The 22,261-nt window shown below is 47.4% G+C and carries 17 protein-coding genes; 6 read left to right on the forward strand and 11 right to left on the reverse strand.

Annotated elements, in window-relative coordinates; all coding sequences use genetic code 11:
• Positions 1-225 precede the first annotated feature (225 nt).
• Entirely contained in the window at positions 226-2,472 is a 2,247-nt protein-coding gene (locus H8K36_RS06560; protein ID WP_186914520.1) for a penicillin-binding protein 1A, read from the reverse strand.
• A 478-nt stretch (positions 2,473-2,950) separates the two neighbouring features.
• On the opposite strand from H8K36_RS06560, the gene H8K36_RS06565 reads away from it, so the two are divergent.
• The gene (locus tag H8K36_RS06565; protein WP_186914519.1) at positions 2,951-3,349 is read left to right on the forward strand and encodes a hypothetical protein; all 399 of its coding nucleotides are present in this window, start codon (positions 2,951-2,953) and stop codon (positions 3,347-3,349) included.
• 33 nt (positions 3,350-3,382) lie between these two features.
• Positions 3,383-4,099 carry a hypothetical protein gene (locus H8K36_RS06570; RefSeq protein ID WP_186914518.1) on the forward strand — a complete coding sequence of 239 codons (717 nt, stop codon included), beginning with the start codon at positions 3,383-3,385 and terminating at the stop codon, positions 4,097-4,099.
• Position 4,100: 1 nt separating this feature from the next.
• Here H8K36_RS06570 and H8K36_RS06575 read toward each other — a convergent pair whose 3' ends face one another.
• From H8K36_RS06575 to metK, 5 genes are all read right to left on the reverse strand, one after another.
• On the reverse strand, positions 4,101-5,894 hold the full coding sequence (locus H8K36_RS06575; RefSeq protein ID WP_186914517.1) for an ABC transporter ATP-binding protein: 1,794 nt from the start codon (positions 5,892-5,894) through the stop codon (positions 4,101-4,103).
• Positions 5,884-7,635, reverse strand: coding sequence for an ABC transporter ATP-binding protein (locus H8K36_RS06580; protein WP_186914516.1), 1,752 nt, complete (start codon positions 7,633-7,635; stop codon positions 5,884-5,886). The genes H8K36_RS06575 and H8K36_RS06580 overlap by 11 nt, the downstream gene beginning before the upstream one ends.
• An 83-nt stretch (positions 7,636-7,718) precedes the next feature.
• Positions 7,719-9,833: a prolyl oligopeptidase family serine peptidase gene (locus H8K36_RS06585; RefSeq protein WP_186914515.1), complete on the reverse strand. Its 2,115-nt coding sequence runs from the start codon at positions 9,831-9,833 to the stop codon at positions 7,719-7,721.
• Positions 9,834-9,972: 139 nt separating this feature from the next.
• A complete protein-coding gene (locus H8K36_RS06590) occupies positions 9,973-10,878 on the reverse strand; it encodes a DUF2817 domain-containing protein (protein ID WP_230404304.1) in 906 nt (301 codons plus the stop codon).
• A gap of 44 nt (positions 10,879-10,922) precedes the next feature.
• The gene (metK, locus tag H8K36_RS06595) at positions 10,923-12,101 is read right to left on the reverse strand and encodes a methionine adenosyltransferase (protein ID WP_186914514.1); all 1,179 of its coding nucleotides are present in this window, start codon (positions 12,099-12,101) and stop codon (positions 10,923-10,925) included.
• A 271-nt stretch (positions 12,102-12,372) separates the two neighbouring features.
• On the opposite strand from metK, the gene H8K36_RS06600 reads away from it, so the two are divergent.
• Entirely contained in the window at positions 12,373-13,242 is an 870-nt protein-coding gene (locus H8K36_RS06600) for a lysophospholipid acyltransferase family protein (protein ID WP_186914513.1), read from the forward strand.
• Positions 13,239-14,138, forward strand: a complete 900-nt coding sequence (locus tag H8K36_RS06605) for an LpxL/LpxP family acyltransferase (protein WP_186914512.1) — start codon at positions 13,239-13,241, stop codon at positions 14,136-14,138. Before H8K36_RS06600 ends, H8K36_RS06605 begins: the two co-directional genes overlap by 4 nt.
• Positions 14,139-14,156: 18 nt before the next feature.
• On the opposite strand, the gene H8K36_RS06610 is transcribed toward H8K36_RS06605, so the two are convergent.
• Positions 14,157-15,188: a catalase family protein gene (locus tag H8K36_RS06610; RefSeq protein ID WP_186914511.1), complete on the reverse strand. Its 1,032-nt coding sequence runs from the start codon at positions 15,186-15,188 to the stop codon at positions 14,157-14,159.
• Positions 15,189-15,519: 331 nt separating this feature from the next.
• Between H8K36_RS06610 and H8K36_RS06615 the strand changes: the two genes are divergently transcribed.
• Positions 15,520-17,310 (forward strand): CocE/NonD family hydrolase, encoded by a 1,791-nt coding sequence (locus H8K36_RS06615; protein ID WP_186914510.1) that lies wholly within the window; start codon positions 15,520-15,522, stop codon positions 17,308-17,310.
• Positions 17,311-17,430: 120 nt separating this feature from the next.
• On the opposite strand, the gene phhA is transcribed toward H8K36_RS06615, so the two are convergent.
• Together phhA and hppD are read right to left on the reverse strand one after the other, a co-directional pair.
• A complete protein-coding gene (gene phhA, locus H8K36_RS06620) occupies positions 17,431-18,318 on the reverse strand; it encodes a phenylalanine 4-monooxygenase (RefSeq protein WP_186914509.1) in 888 nt (295 codons plus the stop codon).
• Between the two features lie 70 nt (positions 18,319-18,388).
• The gene (gene hppD, locus H8K36_RS06625) at positions 18,389-19,507 is read right to left on the reverse strand and encodes a 4-hydroxyphenylpyruvate dioxygenase (protein ID WP_186914508.1); all 1,119 of its coding nucleotides are present in this window, start codon (positions 19,505-19,507) and stop codon (positions 18,389-18,391) included.
• A 204-nt stretch (positions 19,508-19,711) separates the two neighbouring features.
• On the opposite strand from hppD, the gene H8K36_RS06630 reads away from it, so the two are divergent.
• Positions 19,712-20,212: an Lrp/AsnC family transcriptional regulator gene (locus tag H8K36_RS06630; RefSeq protein WP_186914507.1), complete on the forward strand. Its 501-nt coding sequence runs from the start codon at positions 19,712-19,714 to the stop codon at positions 20,210-20,212.
• A gap of 60 nt (positions 20,213-20,272) precedes the next feature.
• Here H8K36_RS06630 and H8K36_RS06635 read toward each other — a convergent pair whose 3' ends face one another.
• On the reverse strand, positions 20,273-21,289 hold the full coding sequence (locus tag H8K36_RS06635; RefSeq protein ID WP_230404305.1) for a PstS family phosphate ABC transporter substrate-binding protein: 1,017 nt from the start codon (positions 21,287-21,289) through the stop codon (positions 20,273-20,275).
• Between the two features lie 37 nt (positions 21,290-21,326).
• Positions 21,327-22,163, reverse strand: coding sequence for a hypothetical protein (locus H8K36_RS06640; protein WP_186914506.1), 837 nt, complete (start codon positions 22,161-22,163; stop codon positions 21,327-21,329).
• Between the last annotated feature and the right edge of the window lie 98 nt (positions 22,164-22,261).

Raw genomic sequence — 22,261 nt, forward strand, 5'->3', positions numbered from 1 at the left:
GAGACCAATCAAAAAAACTGCCAGTCTATTCGAATGTTATAAGTTCGTCACTTACAAACTCAACAATAGAAATAAAGAGCGATTGATTCAAAACCTGAATCCTTTGGTTCGTCATTCTCTCGTCATAAATGCTCGTTATGATGCAGGCTCATCTGACTACTCCTCCAAGGGTGTGGATTTAGCCCGCAATGATTTGCGGGCTTTTTTTTAGACTGTCATTCCGAATTATGTCTGAGGATCGGTTGGAGGTGGTGGTGGTTCTGTCATATCGAGTGTAGTCACTCCACCACCATTCTGATACTCGATGTACATCCATTTGCCGTCTACATTAATCACGTTTTGAGGCACTGCTCGAATAAATTCCGGCTTACCCGCCAAAGCGTGTCGCATTGCGTCGATCCAAATTGGCAAAGCGACGGTGGCGCCAAATTCGCGTCCCCCTAAGGATTTCGGCTCATCATATCCCATCCAAGATACAGCGACGATATTGCCTGCATAACCGGCAAACCAACCATCGACTGCATCGCTGGTGGTTCCCGTTTTGCCTGCCAGGTCACGACGTGCTAACTTTTGCGTGGCAGAGGCGCCAGTGCCGCTGCGCACCACTTCACGCAACATGCTATCGGTCACAAAAGCATTACGTGCATCGATAACGCGTTGGTCTTCTGGAGGAGTAGCAGCAACATTCGCTTGAAAAAGAACAGTGCCTTTTGCGTCAATGACTTTATCGATCAACCATGGTTTGACTTGATAACCTCCATTGGCAAACACCGCATAGGCACCTGCTAATTGCAAAGGCGTGACGGAACCTGTGCCTAGAGCCAAGGTCAGATTAATTGGGTGCTTATTCTGATCAAAGCCAAAACGCGGCAAATAATCACGGCCATAACCAGCGCCAATATTTTTTAAAATACGCACCGATACAACGTTCTTTGACACTGCGAGCGCCCTTTGCATTTCTATAGGTCCATCATACTTACCATCATCGTTACGTGGGTCCCATTTCAAGTCTTCTTCTGTGGTACTCGATAACTGAACATCATTGATGAGTGTTGAAGGGTAAAATCCTTTTTCTAAAGCGGCTGAATAGATAAATGGTTTAATCGACGAGCCCGGTTGACGCCATGCGCTTGTCACGTGATTAAACTTTTTACGATTGAAATCGAATCCGCCGACCATCGCACGATAAGCACCTGTTTGCGCGTTTAATGAGACATAGGCTGCATCCACCTCTGGCGATTGCGTCACGGACCAATTGCCTTTCGCGTCTTGCATCACACGAATCAGTGCACCGGGGCGAATCTTCAAATCGCGATTGGCTTTAGATTGCAAAGCAGCGTTGGCCAAACGCAGACCCTCGCCAGTAATTTGAATCGACTCACCAGTGGCAAGGTCTGCTTTGATCAGCTTGGACGTAACTTCCGTGACGACGCCGGAAATCAAGCCTTCGCTAGCAGGAAACTTTTGTAAAAATTCATCAATCGCATCATCACGCTGGCTAGCATCACTCGGTAAATCAATAAAAGCTTCGGGGCCACGATATCCATGACGTTGATCATAGGTAAGGACATTGCGACGTAAAGATTCGTAAGCCGCTTCCTGCTCATCACGATCAATGGTCGTAATTACTTTGATACCCGCCGTGTAAGTGTCTTCTTTAAATTGAGCGTAAATACTCTGACGCACCATCTCGGCCACATAAGCCGCGTGTGATTCAAAACTTGGCACCTTGGTCACATGTAAACGCTCTTTGCTTGCCACCTCGTACTGTGATTCTGTAATGTATTTATGGCGTTCCATGCTCTTCAGCACGACTAACTGACGTTCTTTCGCACGATCAAAATTAACGGCAGGATTGTGACGCGCAGGATTCTTTGGAATACCCGCCAACATTGCCGCTTCCGCAATACTCAACTCTTTCATCGACTTATTGAAATAAATTCGAGCCGCACTCGAAAAACCATGCGTACGTTGTCCAAGATAAATCTGATTCATATACAACTCAAGAATCTGATCCTTGCTCAAGGCATCTTCAATACGACGTGCCAATAAAATTTCACGCAGCTTGCGCGATACCGTACGTTCTCTGGTCAAGAAAAAATTACGTGCGACCTGCATCGTAATCGTGCCGCCACCTTGTGGCGCACCAGTTGCGGTGGAGACAACAGCACGCGCCATACCAATATAATCGACACCATGGTGTTCGTAGAAACGGGCGTCTTCAACCGCTAAGATCGCCTTCTTCATGGTATCGGGAATGTCTTTGATCGGCACGAAGTCACGATGTTCTTCGCCGAACTCACCAATCAAGGTGTTGTCAGCGGTATAGATGCGCAAAGGTATCTTAGGTTTGTAATCGGTGACTGCGGTAATCGGCGGCAAGTCTGGCACTAAGATCAGATAAACGTAAGCTAACAAACCGAGTATCAATGCCAATATTCCGGCAAGTCCGGCAAATAACCATTTCATCATAAAGTTCGGGCCTTAAGGCGCTATATCAAAAACGCCTAGTGTAAACCCCTGTATGAACTAAGCAAGGCCTTTATTGATCAAGTACCGTATGTTAGTACTTCGCAGTGCGTGTTTTGCTGCGATCGGATTCATTGTTGGTCACTCCCGCGGGCTTACCTATGCTGTTAGGTTTCGTTGATTGCGGCCACCCTTCATGTATTTTAATTACCCTAAACCAAGCTTCAATCGATCGATCTTGCTGACGGTGGTGGGGAGCCTGCATCTAGTATTCATCTGGGTTATGCTGCACGACACAGCATTGCGCCCCTTGCAGCGAAATATTAGAACGAGTCACTTATTATTTCTGTCGCTCAACGACTTAACAAGACCAATACGAATAGCACCATTTGTTAGGGCGACTAACTCATCAACAGCGCCAACGGACAAAAAACACGAAGTCGCCAAGCCAATGTCGGTAACGGCGTCAAAATCAACCACTATGGTTTCAACTAAAGACCAACCACCAACGACCGCACAACCTGAGGTGAGTGCTAAATCAGAGAACCATATGATTAATCGCGATGTCAAAGCCCTTACCCAAAACTTAGAGCGCGAGTGGGCGCAAGAAGAGCGCAAAGAACAAGCAGCGAAACCACCGAATCAATTAGTCAGAGAATACTGGGAAAAGCAAAATCAGCCTTATCGAGATAAATGGGATGCTTTAGCGAATAAAATTGAAAAGGCAGGAGTTGTACGTGGTCCACAAGAAGAAAGTTATACCCTAGACGATGGTTCTCGCATTACCAAAATCAATGGAATTTGTTATAAAGCGCCTGACCCCGGTCGCTCTTATCTCGCACAAGCAGAAGTTCGACGAGTATTTTGTCCTCGCAATTAGGAAAACCGAAAACGGCAGCCAAGAAAACTATATATGAACTCAGGAACCCTGCATCAAACACAGCAATTCGATTTGAGCGATGTGACGCTCAGGAGAATCTTTGCGCTACTTGTCATCTTAAGCCTGCATATCCTGGTTCTTTATACGGTCTTTCTTGCAGACGGCTTTCATGCTGTTAGACAAAATAGCTCCGCACTATTCCTCAGCCTAATACCCGCAAAATCAAAACCGAAAACTGATGTATCAGTTAAAGAAAAGCCCCAGGAACGTACTGCTTCGACCAAACAAACAATGGCACAAAACACTGTAAAGCCGAGTCAGCCTCAGTCATCTGAACCAAACATACCGCAAAACGACAAACCTAAGAGCGAGAACACAATCGACCCAGCCTTGGATCCGTTCGCAATAACGCAGCCGAGAAACGATGCTACACCAAACACCAGCCGCGGCGAACGCTATCGTCAAGAAGTAGGAAAAGCATGGAAACAGGTCGAATCTGAGTTGCCAGTTAAGCGTTGGCTCAGTACAAAAAAGGATTTAAGTAAGATAGAGAAGTTTGCCCAAGACGTGCTTGCAGCAGCGCCCGCTAAAGATGTTCAGACCAAAGAAGAAATGCTCCCAGATGGCTCACGTATGACTCGTGTCAAAACACCGCGTGGCGAATTTTGTGTAGTCGCTCCACAACCTGGACGAACCTATGATGTGCGAGGCCCAGAACGTCGTGTAATGAGTTGCCCGATCTACTTCTAAACTACTCTTCCAGTGTTTGCAAAAGGTAGAGCTTTTGATAGAGGCCATTTTCTATCGTCATCAACTCGGCATGGCTTCCACTTTCCGCTAGACGTCCATGATTCAACACTACAATTTGGTCAGCGTCGCGTATCGTTGACAAGCGGTGTGCAATCGCCACGATCGTCACTTTGCCGCGCAATTCAGTTAAGGCTTGTTGCACGATTTGTTCGGTTTCGCTGTCGATATGCGAGGTCGCTTCATCCAAGAAAAGAATTTTCGGTTGTCCAGCGAGCGCTCTAGCAATCGCGATCAATTGCTTCTGACCTGTAGAAAGCTTGGCACCGCCCTCGCCCAAGGGCGTTAAGTAACCATGTTCCAACTGCAAAATAAAGTCGTGAGCGTGAGCGGCTTTTGCTGCAGCGACGATGGCCTCTTCGCTGAGCTCACGCCCCATCGCAATGTTTTCCCGTGCACTGGCCGCCAATAGGAATGGCTCCTGCGGCACTAAACCAACGCTGGCTCTAAACTGCATATCCCCCAAGCTAGCGAGATCATGTCCATCGATTTGTACGCATCCGCTTTGCGCGCTGTAGAAGCGCAACAAGAGACTCAACAAGGTTGATTTACCACTCCCCGTATGACCAACAATGCCATAAAAAGCACCCGCAGGGACTTGCAAATCGATACCATGCAGAACAGGTTTACCGCTGTCATAGGCGAATACAACTTGTTCCACACTCAGCGCCCCACTACTGATTTCAATGTTGTTTTCTAGGCGTGGCGCGGTCGCTTCTTGCAATAGGTGATTCACACGCGCAGCCGAAACGACCGCTTGCTGAATCTGTCCGAACTGCAGTGTGATTTGAATCAAAGGATCCACTACACGAGCGATGTAACTGACGAAGGCATAAAGTACGCCGACTTCCAAGCCAGAAAAACTACGCTGGCCGTAGACGAAGATAACCAACACCAACAACAAAGAATTGAGCAAATCAAGTGCTGGCCGCAGTAGCCATGCATTGGCGCGTAACTCTTCCAGACGTGCGCCATAATGCTGCTGATTCGTACGTTCAAAACGCTGGCCGAAAGCGACTTCAGCATTACAAGCCTGCAGCGCTGCCATGCCACTGATACTCTCTGCCACTTGCGCATTGATGTCGCTACGCATTTGACGCGCCTTGCTCACTGCAGGCGCACTCCAACGCTGATAGAACCATACGATCACCACGACCGCAGGAATCAAAAGCAAGACAATCAACATCAAACGCCAATCGAGCCACGCCATCGCTAATAATGCCCCCAAGACCACGATAGAACTATCGAGCATGACAAACAGCACTTGCACATACAGATTCTTGACGGCCTCAGTGTCATTCGTGACTCGGCTCACCAATTGTCCTGTGATCGCTTTATCAAAAAACGCCATCGGCAAGCGTAGAACATGCTCATAGACCTGCTCTCGCAAACGCCGAACCGAGCGCATCGCCACGCCGGCTAAACGCGTCAGCTGTAGATAACGCAACCACGTCGCCCACCATCCTGTTAGCACAAACAGAACGAGTAGACCCGACATCATCATGATGTCATTGTTGCGTGGCAGCAGATAATGATCGATGAAGGCTTTACCCAGAAACGGCCCGACCGCCTCGAGCAAAGAAGCGATCAACAGATACACGATACCAAGCATCACATGTTTGCGTTCCGGCTGTGCTGCCCGCATCAAGAGTTGTGTTGCCAATTGCTTTTCCGAGCGGGTTTCTTGCACGCTGTTTTTCTTTTTGAGATCATTAAGATAGTCTTGATTAGGCTGCATTCAAATCCGCCTCCAACTGCTGATATTTCCACTGACTGGCATACCAACCATCGAGCGCCAATAGTTGCTCGTGATTGCCTTGTTCAATCAAAATACCTTCACGTAGTACCAAGATGTGATCAGCTTCTGCAACTGCACTCAAACGATGACTAATGATGATGGCACTGCGTTCATCCTGGGTACTGCGTAAGTGCGAGAGATGTCGCAGGATTTGAGTTTCGGTGTCGGTATCCACCGCAGATAAAGCGTCGTCCAGCAATAACAGTCGGCTGCTGGTCAATAAGGCGCGGGCAATAGCGACCCTTTGTTTTTGCCCACCCGATAAAGTAATACCACGCTCACCCACTGGTGTTTGATAGCCTTGGGGGAATCGCATAATATCTTCATCAATCGAAGCCAATCTGGCCGCTTCGCGGATCTCGGCCTCGCTCGCATCCGGTTTGGACAAGGCGATGTTTTCAGCAATCGTCGCCGAAAACAGGAAAGGTTCTTGCGCCACCCAATTGACTGCTTCTCGCAAAGCGTGCAAACGATAACTTTGTATCAAATGATCGCCCCACACCACTTGTCCGGCGGCGGTCTCGTACTGACGCAGCAACAAGCGAGCAATGGTTGACTTACCTGCTCCAGTGGGTCCGACAATACCGAGCGTTTGTCCTTGCTTTAACTCAAAACTCAAGTGCTTCAAGGCCATGCCCGTTTGCCCGGGATAGGAAAAGCTCACATCCTTCAAAGCGAGATCGCCTGTTGGTGGTTCGAGCAAGCTGCCATGATCTTGAATCACTAAGTCTGCTTCCAAGACGGGGCGCAAGCGAGCCCATGCCGCCTTACCGCGCTCTAACAGTGACAACACCCATCCCGCGGCAAACATAGGCCAAATCAGTTGGCCGAGATACATGCTAAATGCAGTAAGGTTACCGATGCTCAGTTCCTGCTGCCACACTAAATAACCACCGACACCCAAAGTTAAAGCGCCAGCGGCGGTCAAGGTCAGCCCCACAGCGGGTTCGTAAGCGGCTTCCCAACGCTGAGAGCGCAAACTGGCTTCCGCGGCGTCTTCAGCAAGCTGTGCAAACTGCCCAGCACTCTTTTGCTCTAAGCCCAAGACCCGCAAAGTACGCACGCCTGACAGAGTTTCTTGTACGTGGTCATTGAGCTTGCTAAAGCGCTCTAAAGAATCTTTAGAGGCATCATGAATTTTTTGTGTGATCCATTTAAAGGACCATGCCATAAACGGAAACGGCAATAAACTCGCGAGTGCCAAACGCCAATCAACGCCCAAGGTCATCATGCTAATTACCAGCACGAAAGTCATCACGCCATCAAAACCAGCAAGTGCTGCTTCGCCAGCCGCCAACTCAATCGCATCGGCATCATTGGTACCGAGTGCCATTAAATCTCCGGTTCGCTGCATCTGAAAAAATGCGGGACCTTGCGCGCTCAAGCGTTGGTACAAACGCAAGCGTAACTGCGCGCCCAAACGATAGGATGCCGCGAACAATTGTAGGCGCCAGCCCACACGTAGAAAATAAATTGCAACCCCCATCATCGCCACCGTGGCCAACTCCCAGATCAAAGCTTCACCAGCGAGGTGCTGCTTCACCATTTGGTCGATGATGAAGCCTATTTTGCGAGGAATCAGAACCGTCAAACTAGCCACTAAAAACAACATCACACCAGCAGCAAGATAATGCCGCCAGTGCTGTCGAATAAATTGGGCGAGGAGTTGATAGAGGGACATCCGGTCTTTCGTTAATATTCAATAGGGCTCATTCGATGTCGGCTTGGTAGGACCTGAAACACTTCGACGACCAAAGCCTGAGCTTATTTGGCGGCTCTCAAACTATTCCATAAAAAAGTATAGGTAATTGCGCTCATATCAGCCGCTTGCGTGATATTGGCTGCACCGCCGTGGCCACCTTCCGTATTCTCGTAATACCAAACCTGTTGATGCCCTAGTTCCAACATCTTCGCTGCCATCTTGCGTGCATGACCAGGATGGACGCGATCGTCTCGGGTTGAAGTAATAAAGAGCACAGGTGGGTATTTCACTTCCGCTTTGACGTTGTGATAGGGAGAATACTTTTGAATGTAATCCCATTCGGCGGGAACATCAGGGTTGCCGTATTCGCCCATCCACGATGCACCTGCCAACAATTTGTTGAAACGCTGCATGTCGAGCAAAGGTACCTGGCTCACCACAGCGCCAAACAGATCAGGGCGTTGGGTCAAAGCGACGCCTGCTAACAGTCCACCATTGCTCCCTCCCATTGCGCCCAAATGTGGCGTGCTTGTAATTTTCTTTGCGATCAGATCCTCAGCGACGGCAGCAAAGTCGTCGTATGCACGTTGACGATTTTCTTTCAACGCAGCTTGATGCCAGCGGGGGCCGTACTCACCGCCACCGCGAATATTGGCCACCACATAGACGCCGCCTCTTTCCAACCACGCTTTTCCGATGCCACCTGAATACGCAGGGGTTAAAGCATCTTGAAAGCCGCCGTAACCGTATAGCAAAGTGGGGTTGCTGCCGTCGAGCTTCATGTTTTTCTGGTGCACCATAAAGTAAGGCACACGTGTTCCATCTTTCGAAGTCGCGAAATACTGAACGGTCACATAATCCTTCGCCTCAAAAAAGGATGGAGATGATTTAAGCACTTCGCGTTGATCGCTGCCAGCCTTTACTAACTGCAAAACCCCTGGGGTTAAATAGTCGGAGTAACGTAAGAAATAGTCGTCTGAATTATCGCTATCCAAGGCTCGCACACCAAGCGCTCCCATCGTCGGCAGCTTCACGTTGCGCGCTATCCATTGGCCTTTATCAAAACGCAATTCCACTAAGCTACTTTTGACATCATTTAAAAGCTGTAATAAGAGGTAATTCTTAGTCATTTTCAGCTCGGAAAATGAAATATTCTCGGTCGGGTAAAACAAGACAGTGAAAACGCGATTACCCTTCAAGAAAGCATCGAAATCAATCGCCAAGACACAACCAGGGGCAAACGATTTGGCGCCAACATTCCACGCTTGATTCAGCGTCAAGATCATTTGATTGCCGAAAAATTCTAGACTCGCTTGTTCTGGTACATCGAGCTTCTGCAGGCGACTACCTTGAATTAAGAAACTTTCGGTATTGTAAAAGCTGATGCCGCGCACCACGAGTTCACGTTTAATGCCTGCATGCTGCACACTCGCTGCACTGACAGAAACATCATCTTTCTTGCCTTCAAAAACCGTTCTTGCTGCATTCAAAGGCGTACCGCGTTGCCACTCTTTGACGATGCGTGGATAACCAGAATCGGTCATACTGCCTTCACCAAAATCGGTCGCTACGAACAAAGTATTTTTATCGCGCCAGCTGACCTCAGATTTGGCTTCAGGTAGGGTGAAACCATTTTTTACAAAACGACGTTTTTGTAAATCATATTCACGCACTACGACTGCATCTGCGCCGCCCCGTGACAAACTAATGAGACAGCGATCATATTCAGGTTGACGACACTGGATGCCTTTGAATACCCAATTCTCGTTTTCTGCTTTGGCGATGGCATCGACATCGATGACAACATCCCATTTCGGCTGTGCTTGGCGGTAATCGGCCAAGGTCGTGCGACGCCAAATACCGCGTTGATGCTCGCCATCTGTCCAAAAGTTGTAAACGAATTTACCCATCTTCTCTATACCAGGGATACGCTCTTTCGAACTCATGATCAGTTCAAGATCTGAACGTAGTTTAGTAAAGCCAGCATCGGTATCCAGTTTGGCCCGTGTTTCTGCATTGCGAGCCTTTACCCATGTCAAAGATTTCTCGCCAAGCACGTCTTCCAACCATTGATATGGATCTTCTTTGGTCGTGCTTGCGGTATTTTGCGCCGCTGCCCATTGAGCTGAAAACAAGAGCAAGGCTGCCGTAATAAAGCGATGGGATTTCTTGATCATGGGAGATCCTAAATGCGATTTAACGAAGGCAAACACAGTAGCCTACGCGTTTAAATGAATGAGGGAAACAAGCTCACAGTATAAACCGAAGTGAACACTTTGAAATTGCTGCGAAAGTGGCACTTGCCAGCTTTATGACTTATTTTTTGCGGGAGGAAATATTATTCCGTATCCAGACTTGCATGTCCTGCCAAATCCGATTCACTTCGACATCCACCGGCATCTTCAAAGCATGCGGCAATTCAATCGTCAACACAGGAATCTCTTGGTGCATACCGCTGTAATTCCCCAGTGAACCCGGATAGACGCCGACTCGGTTATACACCAAGCGTCCAAAACGGCGTGGTGGCTTTGCGGGGCCATCAAGATCAAGTACGCCAAAAGGCGCATGCACAGAAATAATGACATGCGGTTTATAAGTCTTGATGGTGTCGAATACCCAACGACTCTCAGGTTCAGAAATTGGTGCATTACCAGGAAAGCGGCGCGGATCGCTCTTGGTTTTCTTTTCCCAATAAGCACGCGCTTCTTTGTCCCAATCTGGCGTTGGGAAATTGCGATTGAGATCCACACCGCGCGCATTGACACGTTTGCGCGCCAATAAACCATCGGGGTTCACAATTGGAGCAACTTTCCATTGAAATTCCTGTGGGCGATTCTTTTGTAAGACTTCCATCCACTTAAACACGATCGACGAAGCTGTATGCTCATCGCCATGGATACCGCCGATCAACAAAATGCGCACAGGATGTTTGCGTTTTGATTCTGCGGGAAAGTCGCGAAGCATCAGCGCCAAGCCGTCGACTGAGTTGACGCCAGTAGCATTCAATTTCGCTGCACGGCAATCGGCCAAACTAACCTTGGGCAAGCGCGGCGTTACGCGTTTACACCAATCAGCTAGTGCAGGATTTGCGGGAATGGATGCCGCCTCTAAGGGCTCAGCAGACTCCGCAGCAATAGCAAAAGATGCCGGTACAGCCGCCAATGAAAAGAGCGATGCGCTCACCAGCCACATCGCTCGTTTTCGTAAAGATCTAATTCTCATGTACACCAATATACCGTACCCAATTAGCTCTCAATACTCAATATTTACAGACCAGCCGCTGCACGTAAGATTTGCGCTTTGTCTGTGCGTTCCCACGTGAACTCAGGTTCTTCACGACCAAAGTGACCATATGCTGCAGTCTTGGAATAAATTGGGCGGAGCAAGTCCAACATTTGAATAATACCGCGTGGACGCAAATCAAAGTATTCATTAACCAAGGCAGCGATTTGCTCATCAGGAATCACGCCTGTACCTTCAGTGTAGACTGTCACGTTCATTGGTCGTGCTACGCCAATCGCGTACGCCACTTGGATCTGGCATTGTTTTGCCAAACCAGCTGCAACGATATTCTTCGCCACATAACGCGCCGCATAGGCAGCAGAACGGTCAACCTTAGTAGGATCTTTACCAGAAAAAGCACCACCGCCGTGTGGGCAAGCGCCGCCGTAGGTATCAACAATAATTTTACGACCAGTTAAGCCGCAATCGCCTTGCGGTCCACCGATGACGAAACGACCAGTTGGGTTGATCAAAAACTTCGTTTCTTTCAACCATTCTGCTGGCAATACAGGACGAATAATCTCTTCCACAACAGCTTCCACGAACGAAGCTTTCATCTTATTGCCATCGCTTTGATCTGGACTGTGTTGTGTCGACAGAACTACTGTATCGATACTATGTGGTTTGCCATCGACATAACGCATCGTCACTTGACCTTTAGCGTCGGGACGCAAGAATGGCAAACGACCATCTTTACGCAATTGCGCTTGGCGCTCAACCAAACGATGTGCGTAGTAAATAGGTGCAGGCATTAGTTCTGGCGTTTCATCGCACGCATAGCCAAACATCAAGCCCTGGTCGCCAGCGCCTGTATTCAAGTGATCATCAGAGGCATGATCAACCCCCTGGGCGATATCGTTCGATTGTTTGTCGTAAGCGACCAACACGGCACAACCCTTGTAGTCGATACCAAATTCAGTATTGTCGTAACCGATACGCTTGATGGTGTCACGTGCGACTTGAATGTAATCAACATGCGCGTTAGTCGTGATTTCACCAGCCAAAACCACTAAGCCAGTATTTACGAGGGTTTCAGCAGCAACACGAGAGCGTGGGTCTTGTTCGAAGATTGCATCTAAAATTGCATCAGAGATTTGATCTGCAACTTTATCTGGGTGGCCTTCAGAAACGGATTCTGAGGTAAAAAGGAAGTCATTTGCCATCGCAGGCTCCTATAAAAACGGTAATTCAACAAAGCCGCAGTGGGAGTGGTGCCTGCGACGCTTTAGCGAAATTTATTACCCGCTTCGCAAGTTGTCTATTTAACTCGGCGGGGGCATGCAAAGTAGTTTGCGTTGCCAATATGTGCTATTTTACGCCTCTTATTGCTTTCGTGTCGAATCACCTTCATTTTTTGCGGTTTATCGATATGATTTAGCCCAATACCCGAAGCAAATCCACATAAAATTTATTTTATTTCAAGTTCCACGGCACATGCTGATTCGTCTGTTTCGCTTTCTATCGTACTTTCCCTTGCCTTTACTGCATGCAGTTGGCATCGTCTTGGGTTACCTTGTTTATGGGCTTTCTCCCACCTATCGCCGCCGCATGCGTGCCAATATGGCACTGGCGGGCTATGAGCAACACATCGGTGTCGCACTACGTGAAGCTGGCAAAAACATCATGGAGTTGCCGCTGATTTGGTTGGGACGTGCTAATCGCCTCGCCGCCAAAGTTGAACTCGAAGATTGGGATATCGCTCAGCAGGCGATTGACGCCAAACAAGGTGTTATCTTTTTGACGCCCCATTTAGGTTGTTTTGAATTGTCCGGCAAATCCATCGCCCTACGTACCAAAATGACTGTGCTGTACCGTCCACCGCGTAAAGAGGCACTCAAACCTTTGCTAGAAGATGCCAGAGCTTCAAGCGGCATGTTATTGGCGCCGGCAAACTTGTCTGGCGTGCGTGCACTTGCTAAAGCATTAAAACGTGGCGAAGCGATTGGTCTGTTGCCCGATCAAGTTCCACAACAAGGCGAAGGCGTGTGGGCTAAATTCTTTGGCAAGCACGCTTATACCATGACGCTGTCAGCCAAATTACATGCCATGACCGGGGCGCCGATTATTCTGACTTATGCAGAACGTTTGCCTTTTGGTCGCGGTTTCGTGCAACGTTTTGTCAAGTTCGAAGAAAGCATGGATGGCGATCCTGCGCAACAAGCAGAAGCAATCAATCGCGCTATGGAAAAACTCATCGCACAGGTGCCTGCACAATATTTTTGGAGCTACCATCGCTACAAAACACCCGATGGTGTCGCTGGCCCCAACGAAGCAAGCAACTCAATAGATCAGGAACAAAAATGAGATTAGCCTTACTAGTAATGTGGCTGCTGCATTGGCTGCCACTGCCTGTATTGGCACGCATAGGCGAAGGCTTGGGCAGTCTCTTGTTTAAGTTGCTGAAGCGCCGCCGTCATATCTGCATGACCAATTTGCGACTCTGCTTCCCTAATATGACAGAGGCCGAGTGCACAGCGATCGCTCATCGCCATTTTCAAGTGTATGTGCGTAGCGTGTTAGAACGCGGTATTTTGTGGTGGGGTTCTGAGCGTCGCCTACGTCGTTTAATCCACGTAGAATATGCGATGCCGATGGCAGAAATGATCGCGACGCCTACCGTATTTATGTGCCCACATTTTGTCAGCCTCGACGTTGCTGGGGTTGCTGTGATGCTTGAATCTTCGCTGTGTTCGATCTACACCAAACAAAGGAATAAAGTGTTCGATCAAGCCTTGCGTAAAGGCCGTTCGCGCTTTCGCCCCGTGAAACTTTTTTCACGCGCCGAAGGTGTAAAACCGATTATGCGTGCGATGAAAGAGAACCTACCTTTCTTCATGCTACCGGACATGGACTTCGGATCTAAAGATGCGGAGTTTGTTCCTTTCTTCGGCATCCCTGCCGCCACTCTTACGGCTTTGCCGCGAATCGCTTCTGCCACCCATGCGAAAGTGATTCCTGTCATTGCCAGCATCCGCGAAGGCTATGATGGCTGGAACGTAAAATTCGATCAGCCGTGGTCAGATTACCCCGAAGGCGACTTACTCAAAGATACACGTCGCATGAACGCTTATATTGAGTCGGAGATCCTAAAAATCACACCGGAATACTTCTGGACCCATCGCCGTTTCAAGACACGTCCAGAAGGCGAAAGCAGCGTGTATTCAGGCTTGCCTAAGCACTTCCCTGATACTCAGATTTAACGCACACCAATCGCTCAATTAGCTCAAGTCTGCGTGCCAACTATCGGGCTCGAATCGCGCTGTTTGGTTGCTTTCATGACGAAACAAAGAGATCGCACGATACACAATTTTGCGCGCACGGTTAATACTACCGAGCGGGCGATGTGCAGGCAAAGCGTGCCAAGGCGAAAATGAGAGATTATCGCCATAGGCACGTTGTGCTTCTGAGTCAAACTCCTGACGCAAAATCTTGATGCGAGCCACGGCCTGAAACGGTGAGACTGTCTCATCCCATAGTACACCTGGGTCTTCAATCGGCATCGCTTCTTTATCGACTTGGAACTGCACGCAGAAGTCGAACACCATATCGTTTTGTTTAAGATCCCGTACCAAGCGTTCTCGCAAAAAATCATCACTGGGTTTATCAGGCATAGCCTCTTGCCGAGGCAGATGCGGACGCGCAGAATACTTCACAGCACGGTCGCCAAATAAATACGGTGTTGCGCTGAAAAATTGGGTTTGGAGTAGATTGGAAAACGGCTTCATCGCACTGCGTAAATTTTTCAAGATGCGCCAATGACTCAAGAAAAACCACGCTTTCACCAATACATTACTGCCCATCGCCTTGATCATGGCATCAAACTCCGCCACATCCTTAGTCACGAACACTGGTGTGCTAATTAATACAAAATCATGGGTCGCTGCACTCTTGGCCTCTTCTAAAATTTTCTCGCCATGTACCCCCATCAACTTGATCGCCATGCCACGAATATCGCCGTTAATATCAGGACTGATCGCGCTATCTTGGTTCGAGTAACGAACCCAAGCTTGATAGGTCTTAGGCTCGCGAAAAAGGCCTATACGCAAATGAGGCGGCAGGTCAGCCAAGACCGTGAACTCCGCTTTCACCAGGCCATGCATTTTGGCGTGTGCATCCCGCCGCATATTGCGTTTAGGGTTGTCGTGCGTGATCCTTTGCTTAAGGCGCGTAACTAGATCTTGAACTAATTGCTCTTCGTTGACTTCCGCGCTTTCGAAAGAAGAAACCGACGCTGTTGAAATATGAGACATGCCTAGCCCGTTCAAAAATTCACAAAAATAATTACTTAAAATACATAACAAAATAAAATGTGTATAAATTATAGTGGTGTTAAATTTAAAACAACAAGGCAGCCGACAATTTAAAGGCGCAAATTTGAATTGAAAGTTAACAAACTGCCGATATAACAACAACTTCGTAACAAATCCTCACCAGCTTCTCCACAATTTCTCCATCATCAGAAAATATACTTTCATATAATCAAGCTCGTTTGCATCCATCTTAACTTTCTTACCCATCTAACTGCTCCATACCATGACTGATAGCACGCATTGCACACGCCGTATGTTTTCTCGCGTACACATGTCCAACTCGCGCAAAGCGCCACATGTGCTCTGGACTTTGCTACTGGGTTTATGGGTCGCATTCTTTTTTGCGGCCCCACTGACCTCGCAGTCTAAGCAAGCGACACCTGCAACAGTCATCGAAATCGGCGAAGAATACGAGCTCAACAACAAGCTGTTTTTTCACACGTCCGATGGCACTTATCTCTCAGGCATGATGCTGCGTAAGAAGGGTTTAAACACACCCACACCAACTATCTTGCAATTCACCATTTACGCCAGACCATACGACCGCGATTTACAAACACTGAAAGACATCGTCGACCATGGTTATATCGGCGTTATTGCCTACAGTCGCGGAAAGTATCTCAGTGAAGATGCGATTAAACCCTACGAAACTGACGGTGCTGATGCGCGCACTGTGATCGATTGGATCAGCAAACAGCCTTGGTCTGATGGTCAAGTTGGTATGATGGGTGGGAGCTACAATGGCTTCACACAATGGGCTGCGAGTAAACAACTGCATCCAGCATTAAAAACCATTATTCCAGTCGTCGCCAATCGTCCGGGAATGGGGCTGCCGATGGAGAACAATGTCTTCATCAATCCTAATTACCAATGGGCTTTCTACGTCGGTAATAATCGACTGCTCGACAATAAGACCAATGATGATCGCCAACGTTTCCGTAACATGCAATTTAACTGGTGGTATTCGGGACGGCCTTATCGCGAGATAGACCAAGTCGATGGCACGCCGAATCCTTGGCTACAAACTTGGTTGCAACATCCTAGCTATGATCGCTATTGGCAAGAGATGGCGCCCTACGACAAAGAGTTCGCTCAGATTACCATTCCCGTTTTGACAATCGATGGTTATTACAACGACTCGCAAGTCTCTAGTCTCGACTATTTGCGCCAACATCTGCAACATTATCCACAAGCCGAGCACTATCTCGTGATTGGCCCCTATGGCCACTTTGGCGCGCAACGTGGTGGTGAAGCGAGCTTAAACGAATTGAAGATTGATCCTGCAGGGCTGTTCGACATTAACGCACTGAGCTTCGCTTGGATGGATTATGTACTCAAAGGTAAAGAGAAACCAGCGTTTTTAAAAGATCGCATCAACTACTTCCCCATCGGCGAAAGCCAGTGGCGACATGCGCCTTCGCTCTCTGCAATGAGCGACCAAACAATGCGTCTGTATTTAACACCCGATGCGAAACACGGGCAGCACCGTCTCATGTCAACAGTGAAAAATCAAAGAAATTACGTAAAGCAGATCGTCGATTTTGCGGATCGGAAAATTAGCAATAACGACTACTACCCCTACCCTATCGTGCGCAAAAATATTGACAGTAGCAATGGCTACATTTTTGTGAGCGATGCCTTAGCAGAAGACGTTCTACTCAACGGTGCATTCAGCGGCGAGCTCATCGCCAGCATCAACAAGCGCGATTTCGATTTCGGCGTAACAATGTATGAACTGACGCCAGAAGGAGATTATTTCCACCTTGGGTACGTCATCAATCGCGCTAGCTATCTGCATGACCCGAGTCAACGTCAATTACTGAAGCCTAATGAAGTGACTCGCCTACCAGTGACACAAACCAAATTGATCAGCAAACGCCTACAAAAAGGCAGTCGTATCGTGGTCTACCTGAACGTCAACAAGAACGCCTTTTCACAACTTAATTATGGGACAGGTAAAGATGTGAGCGACGAAAACATACGCGATGCAAAACAGAAGTTAATCGTGAAATGGTTTGCGGGGAGTTATATCGATCTTCCGCTCAAGCGAATTATTCCTTGAAAATCTGCGATTCTCGAGACTTGCAAACGACTCGCAATCCGCTCGAAAGAAAGGCTCAATCTGCGAAGATTGAGCCTTTCTTTCGAGCGAAACTAGGAAGCCTAACCCTAAGAAAAACGCTTAATGAGGCGCGGGCAGTAATTCCACTTCATCAGGCAATAAAGTATTCGCAGGAAGTACATCCATGTGTTTTAACTTCTCATACAGTGGCGTAAAGTCCGGCGCTGTGCCGTCGAATAATTGTTGGAAACTATCGATGACGAAGTAAGTCTCTTGATAGGAATCGATCTTGTACAAGGTACGTAAACAACGTTCGACATCGAGGCGGATATGGCGTGATTTGGTGCCTGGCGTTAAACAGTATTCCACTTCACCACCAGACGACAAAATACCTGCACCATAGATGCGTACGCCTTCCGGGGTATTGATCAAACCGAATTCGACGGTATACCAATACAAGCGTGCCAATTCGTCCAAACCACCCAATTTCATGGCTTTCAAACCACCTTGACCATAACGTTGAATGTAGTCAGCGAACACAGGGTTGAACAACAAAGGTACGTGACCAAAGAAATCGTGGAAGACATCAGGTTCAACTATGTAATTGAATTCTTCAGGCTTACGCAGCCATACGGTCACAGGAAAACGACGGTTCGCGAGGTGATCGAAGAAAGTTAATTCTGGAATCAAACCAGGTACCGCAACGATAGTCCAGCCTGTGGCTTCGAACAATTCTTTTGACGTCTTTTCAAAAACCGGAATACCATCAGCCGCATCCATTTTCTCCAAAGCGTCAATAAACACTTGGCAGGCGCGGCCTGGCAACAAAGCGAGCTGACGTTGATATAGCTTACGCCACAATTCATGCTCTTCTTCCGTGTAGGCATGCCAATCTTGTTGCACTACGTAATGCGCATCCATGTGCTCGTAATTGCCGCGCAGTGCTGCGCCATTTGATTTAGTCGCAACAGTTGCGAGAAAATCTTCATTCGAAACTGAGGTATCCATTTTTGTCTCCCAAAAAAGCCAACACTTGTGATGTCAGCTTTCCTTTTCTGTGCCCTTGTCGCGATGGCGACTAGGCGGTTGTTTTAGTTTCGTCTTTCAACACACCACGACGAATCTGATCCAACTCAATCGATTCAAACAAAGCACGGAAGTTACCTTCACCAAAACCTTGGTCACCTTTGCGTTGAATGATTTCGAAGAAGATAGGACCGATGACTGTCGTTGTGAAAATCTGCAACAACAATTCGCGTGTCGTTTCTGTGCTCTTACCATCAATCAAAACACGCAATTTACGCAATGCTTCGACGTCTTCGCCATGACCTGGCAAACGACGGTCAACCAAATCGTAGTAAGTATCGATCGTATCTTGGAAAGACACGCCAGCAACTTTCATGTCGGCCACTGTTTTGTAGACATCGTCTGTCCCCATGGCGATGTGCTGAACACCTTCGCCATGATACAGATCTAAGTATTCAGAGATTTGAGATTTATCATCTGAAGATTCATTAATTGGAATGCGGATTTTGCCGCAAGGGGAAGTCATCGCTTTGGATTTCAAACCCGTCAATTTGCCAGCGATATCGAAATAACGAATTTCGCGGAAATTGAACAGTGTTTCGTAGAAATCAGACCACTCAGCCATGCGACCACGGTGGACGTTATGTGTGAGGTGGTCAATGTACGTCAAGCCGTGACCCACTGGATTTGGATCAACGCCAGGGATAGCCACAAAGTCGGCGTCATAAATACTAATGTTGCCGATCGCACCTTTTTCGGCGCCATCTTTACCCTGCCAACGATCAACGAAGTAGATCAAGGAATCACCAATGCCTTTAATCGCAGGAATATTCAATTCCATTGGGCCCGTTTGGTTATCAAAACCCCATGCGCCTAATTCCAAAGCGCGTTTGTAGGCAAAATTAGCATCCTTGACGCGAATCGCAAAAGCACACACGGAAGGACCATGTTTGCGCGCAAAACGTTGGGCGAAAGAATTTGGTTCGGCATTGATGATGAAGTTGACGTCACCTTGACGATACAGAGTCACATTCTTGGTGCGATGTTTAGCGATCGCAGTAAAACCCATTTCAATAAACAGTTTTTCGAGTTCTTTTGGTTCTGGTGCAGCGTATTCGATAAATTCGAAACCATCTGTACCCATCGGGTTTTCCCAAGTTTGAAAGCTCATTATCATCTCCGTTAAAAAATATACCTCAGCGCTGTTATCACTCTTTGCCAAGGATCGAATACCTGAGCAAATCATTCAAGCGAGTTTGCGCTAAATCAAACAGCAAGTATAAAGCCTGCATTACGCCATAAAATTCCAAAATTGCGCACACAATCGAATATTTGAGCAATAATATTGCCAAATTAATCGAAAATGGAGCATTTAATGACTCAGATCGAACTCGATAAGATTGATCGCAAAATTTTAGCGATCTTGCAAGCCGATGGTCGACTTACTAATCAAGAGGTGGCGGAACGCGTCAATCTCTCGCCATCCCCATGTCTGCGCCGCATTAAAAGATTAGAAGACGCGGGCGTGATCCGCAAGTATGTGGCTTTAATTGAAGCGGAAAAGATTGGACTCGGTTTGCTAGCCTACATTAATGTGCGACTAGACAAACATACAGACACTCCGGCGAAGGGAAATTCGCGCTCACCACGCATCGACTTCGCAGCCTCCGTTGAGCAATGGCCTGAAGTGGTCGCGTGCTATGCGATGACAGGTGAAATGGATTATCTGCTGCGAGTACGCGTGGAAGACATGAATCACTTCTCGCGCTTTATGATGGAAACTCTACTCAAACATTCCGCCGTTCTTGATGTTAAGTCGAGTTTCGCTTTACAAGAAATTAAAGATACGACGGCTCTACCATTGAGTGGTATTTGATTTTTTGATAGGCAAAAAAAGACTGCCATACAAGGCAGCCTTTTTTTGAAATTACGAATCTTAATTCTTTGGCTCACGCTTCAACAATTCCTCGATCGTTACACCAACTTCTGGCTCTCCACCAAAGGCTGTGCCGGTTTTTTTCACTTTGTAGTTGACCGCTGTGTGACGATAATCTTTCATCGACAAAGGAATGTACTTTACTTGCTTCGATGCCGCTTCAGCCGCATTGAGGTAATAGTCGACAAAAGCGTGAACCTCTGGTCGCTCGTCGGCTTTGCTGTTCACATAGATAAACAGTGGGCGCGCTAGCGGTTGATAGCTCGCGTCGACGACTGTTTTAATCGATGGCAGTACTGCAGGTTTGCCTTCTTTCGCGATAATCGCAGCCGCTTTCAATTTCTTGCTATTCTCTTGAAAATACGCAAAGCCGAAATAACCCATCGCATTTGGGTCACGAGCAACAGCCTGCACAATCACGTTATCGTCTTCTGAAGCTGTGTAATCTGCTCTACTTGCTTTTGCTTTACCGACAATTGCCTCAGTAAAATAGTCGAATGTGCCTGATTCTTTTCCTGGTCCAAATAACTTAATCGGCTCTTTTGGCCACGCGGGATTCACTTGATTCCAAGTCTTTACCACGCCTTCAGCCGCCGGCTCCCAAATTTTCTTCAGTTCCTCAACAGTTACCTTGCTCAAGAACTTATTTTTTGGATGAATCACAACCGTGATTGCGTCGAAAGCAACTGGCAGTTCCATATAGCTAATGCCATTCTTTGCACACTCTGCCATTTCCTTCTTCAGGATAGGGCGAGACGCATCGGAAATATCCGTTTCACCTTTACAAAATTTCTTAAAGCCGCCACCTGTACCTGCAATACCCACAGTCACTTTCACGCTTGGATTTTTTTCATGAAAACCATCAGCGACTGCTTCAGTAATTGGGAACACAGTACTCGATCCATCGATCTTAATAACACTTTGTGCATGCGCCTGATTTGCATACAAATTTGTCACAGCAGCAAATAAAAACATGCTGGTAGACACGAGTAGTTTGATTTGTTTTGGAGATTTCATTATCGTCTTTCAATTCACAAATTGGGTCTTGCTTTTGTTAGCGCCGCTCAGCTAGCACTTTCGGATCCGGCGTCAAACCGTAACTCAAGCGCACCATTTCCACCATCATCTCTGCAATACGATCACTGGTTGATGAAATATTGCGCAAATCTTCTGCTTTGAAATTGGCCGCTTGTAAGGCGCGTTCATAGAAGATCCATTGTTGCTGTACGATTTGCATACGTTCACGTAGATACTTGTCGGAACTCGTTTCTGAGGCCAACAAATTCATACCGTTCAAAAATTCAATACGAGATTGCTCTAAATCGACCTGCAAACCCTGCTTTGCCGCCATCGCTTTATCCATAGAACGTAGCAGAACAATTTTTGCCATCCGCTGTGCCAATGATGCTTGGCGCAGAGCGAGGCCAGAAATACGAGAGGAATTATCAGAGGTATCGGATTCAAGTGCGAAGGCTAAGAAGTTCATCTTAATCAAGAGATCTTCATTTACGTCATACATCGCTGCCGCTGTTTTAGCATTTAACTTTGGCAATGCTTCAACTTGATCGTTGAGAGCAATATTGACACGATTAAACGCTTTACCTGCCTTATCTGAACGAGTGACCGACTTTGCTAAATCTTTTTTGAACCGCTCGATTGCGAGTAAAGAATTTGCACGTTCTACTTCTGTATGACCGTTCAAAATACCCAAGGCCATTTGCAAACTCAGTTTATAGCTGCGCTCCGATTCGAGACGGAACATACCTGCTGTCAGCAGTGGGGGCGTTACACCGCTAACACCTGGTGTCGTTGGCGGTCGGAAATCAGCACTGGCCGCGCCACCGCAGAAAAAAAGAGAAATACAAACTACTTTGAGGGTTTTACTTAACATGGTCATACCAATCATCTGAGTGTGAATATCGAAAACTTGTTGGATGAAGTAATTTCTTCAGCCGTTTTTATTTTTTCGAAATTGTAGATGACGGATAT

Origin of the sequence: Affinundibacterium nitidum, assembly GCF_014284155.1 — a bacterium.
Lineage (GTDB): Bacteria > Pseudomonadota > Gammaproteobacteria > Burkholderiales > Burkholderiaceae_D > Undibacterium > Undibacterium nitidum.

Bases quoted from the DNA above. Each gene is read 5' to 3' on its own strand.
- H8K36_RS06560 (WP_186914520.1), bottom strand. From the start codon at position 2,472: ATGATGAAATGGTTATTTGCCGGACTTGCCGGAATATTGGCATTGATA.
- H8K36_RS06640 (WP_186914506.1), bottom strand. From the start codon at position 22,163: ATGTTAAGTAAAACCCTCAAAGTAGTTTGTATTTCTCTTTTTTTCTGC.
- H8K36_RS06575 (WP_186914517.1), bottom strand. From the start codon at position 5,894: ATGCAGCCTAATCAAGACTATCTTAATGATCTCAAAAAGAAAAACAGC.
- hppD (WP_186914508.1), bottom strand. From the start codon at position 19,507: ATGAGCTTTCAAACTTGGGAAAACCCGATGGGTACAGATGGTTTCGAA.
- H8K36_RS06585 (WP_186914515.1), bottom strand. From the start codon at position 9,833: ATGATCAAGAAATCCCATCGCTTTATTACGGCAGCCTTGCTCTTGTTT.
- H8K36_RS06605 (WP_186914512.1), top strand. From the start codon at position 13,239: ATGAGATTAGCCTTACTAGTAATGTGGCTGCTGCATTGGCTGCCACTG.
- H8K36_RS06610 (WP_186914511.1), bottom strand. From the start codon at position 15,188: ATGTCTCATATTTCAACAGCGTCGGTTTCTTCTTTCGAAAGCGCGGAA.
- H8K36_RS06615 (WP_186914510.1), top strand. From the start codon at position 15,520: ATGTCCAACTCGCGCAAAGCGCCACATGTGCTCTGGACTTTGCTACTG.
- H8K36_RS06565 (WP_186914519.1), top strand. From the start codon at position 2,951: ATGGTTTCAACTAAAGACCAACCACCAACGACCGCACAACCTGAGGTG.
- H8K36_RS06630 (WP_186914507.1), top strand. From the start codon at position 19,712: ATGACTCAGATCGAACTCGATAAGATTGATCGCAAAATTTTAGCGATC.
- H8K36_RS06580 (WP_186914516.1), bottom strand. From the start codon at position 7,635: ATGTCCCTCTATCAACTCCTCGCCCAATTTATTCGACAGCACTGGCGG.
- phhA (WP_186914509.1), bottom strand. From the start codon at position 18,318: ATGGATACCTCAGTTTCGAATGAAGATTTTCTCGCAACTGTTGCGACT.
- H8K36_RS06570 (WP_186914518.1), top strand. From the start codon at position 3,383: ATGAACTCAGGAACCCTGCATCAAACACAGCAATTCGATTTGAGCGAT.
- H8K36_RS06600 (WP_186914513.1), top strand. From the start codon at position 12,373: ATGCTGATTCGTCTGTTTCGCTTTCTATCGTACTTTCCCTTGCCTTTA.
- H8K36_RS06635 (WP_230404305.1), bottom strand. From the start codon at position 21,289: ATGAAATCTCCAAAACAAATCAAACTACTCGTGTCTACCAGCATGTTT.
- H8K36_RS06590 (WP_230404304.1), bottom strand. From the start codon at position 10,878: ATGAGAATTAGATCTTTACGAAAACGAGCGATGTGGCTGGTGAGCGCA.
- metK (WP_186914514.1), bottom strand. From the start codon at position 12,101: ATGGCAAATGACTTCCTTTTTACCTCAGAATCCGTTTCTGAAGGCCAC.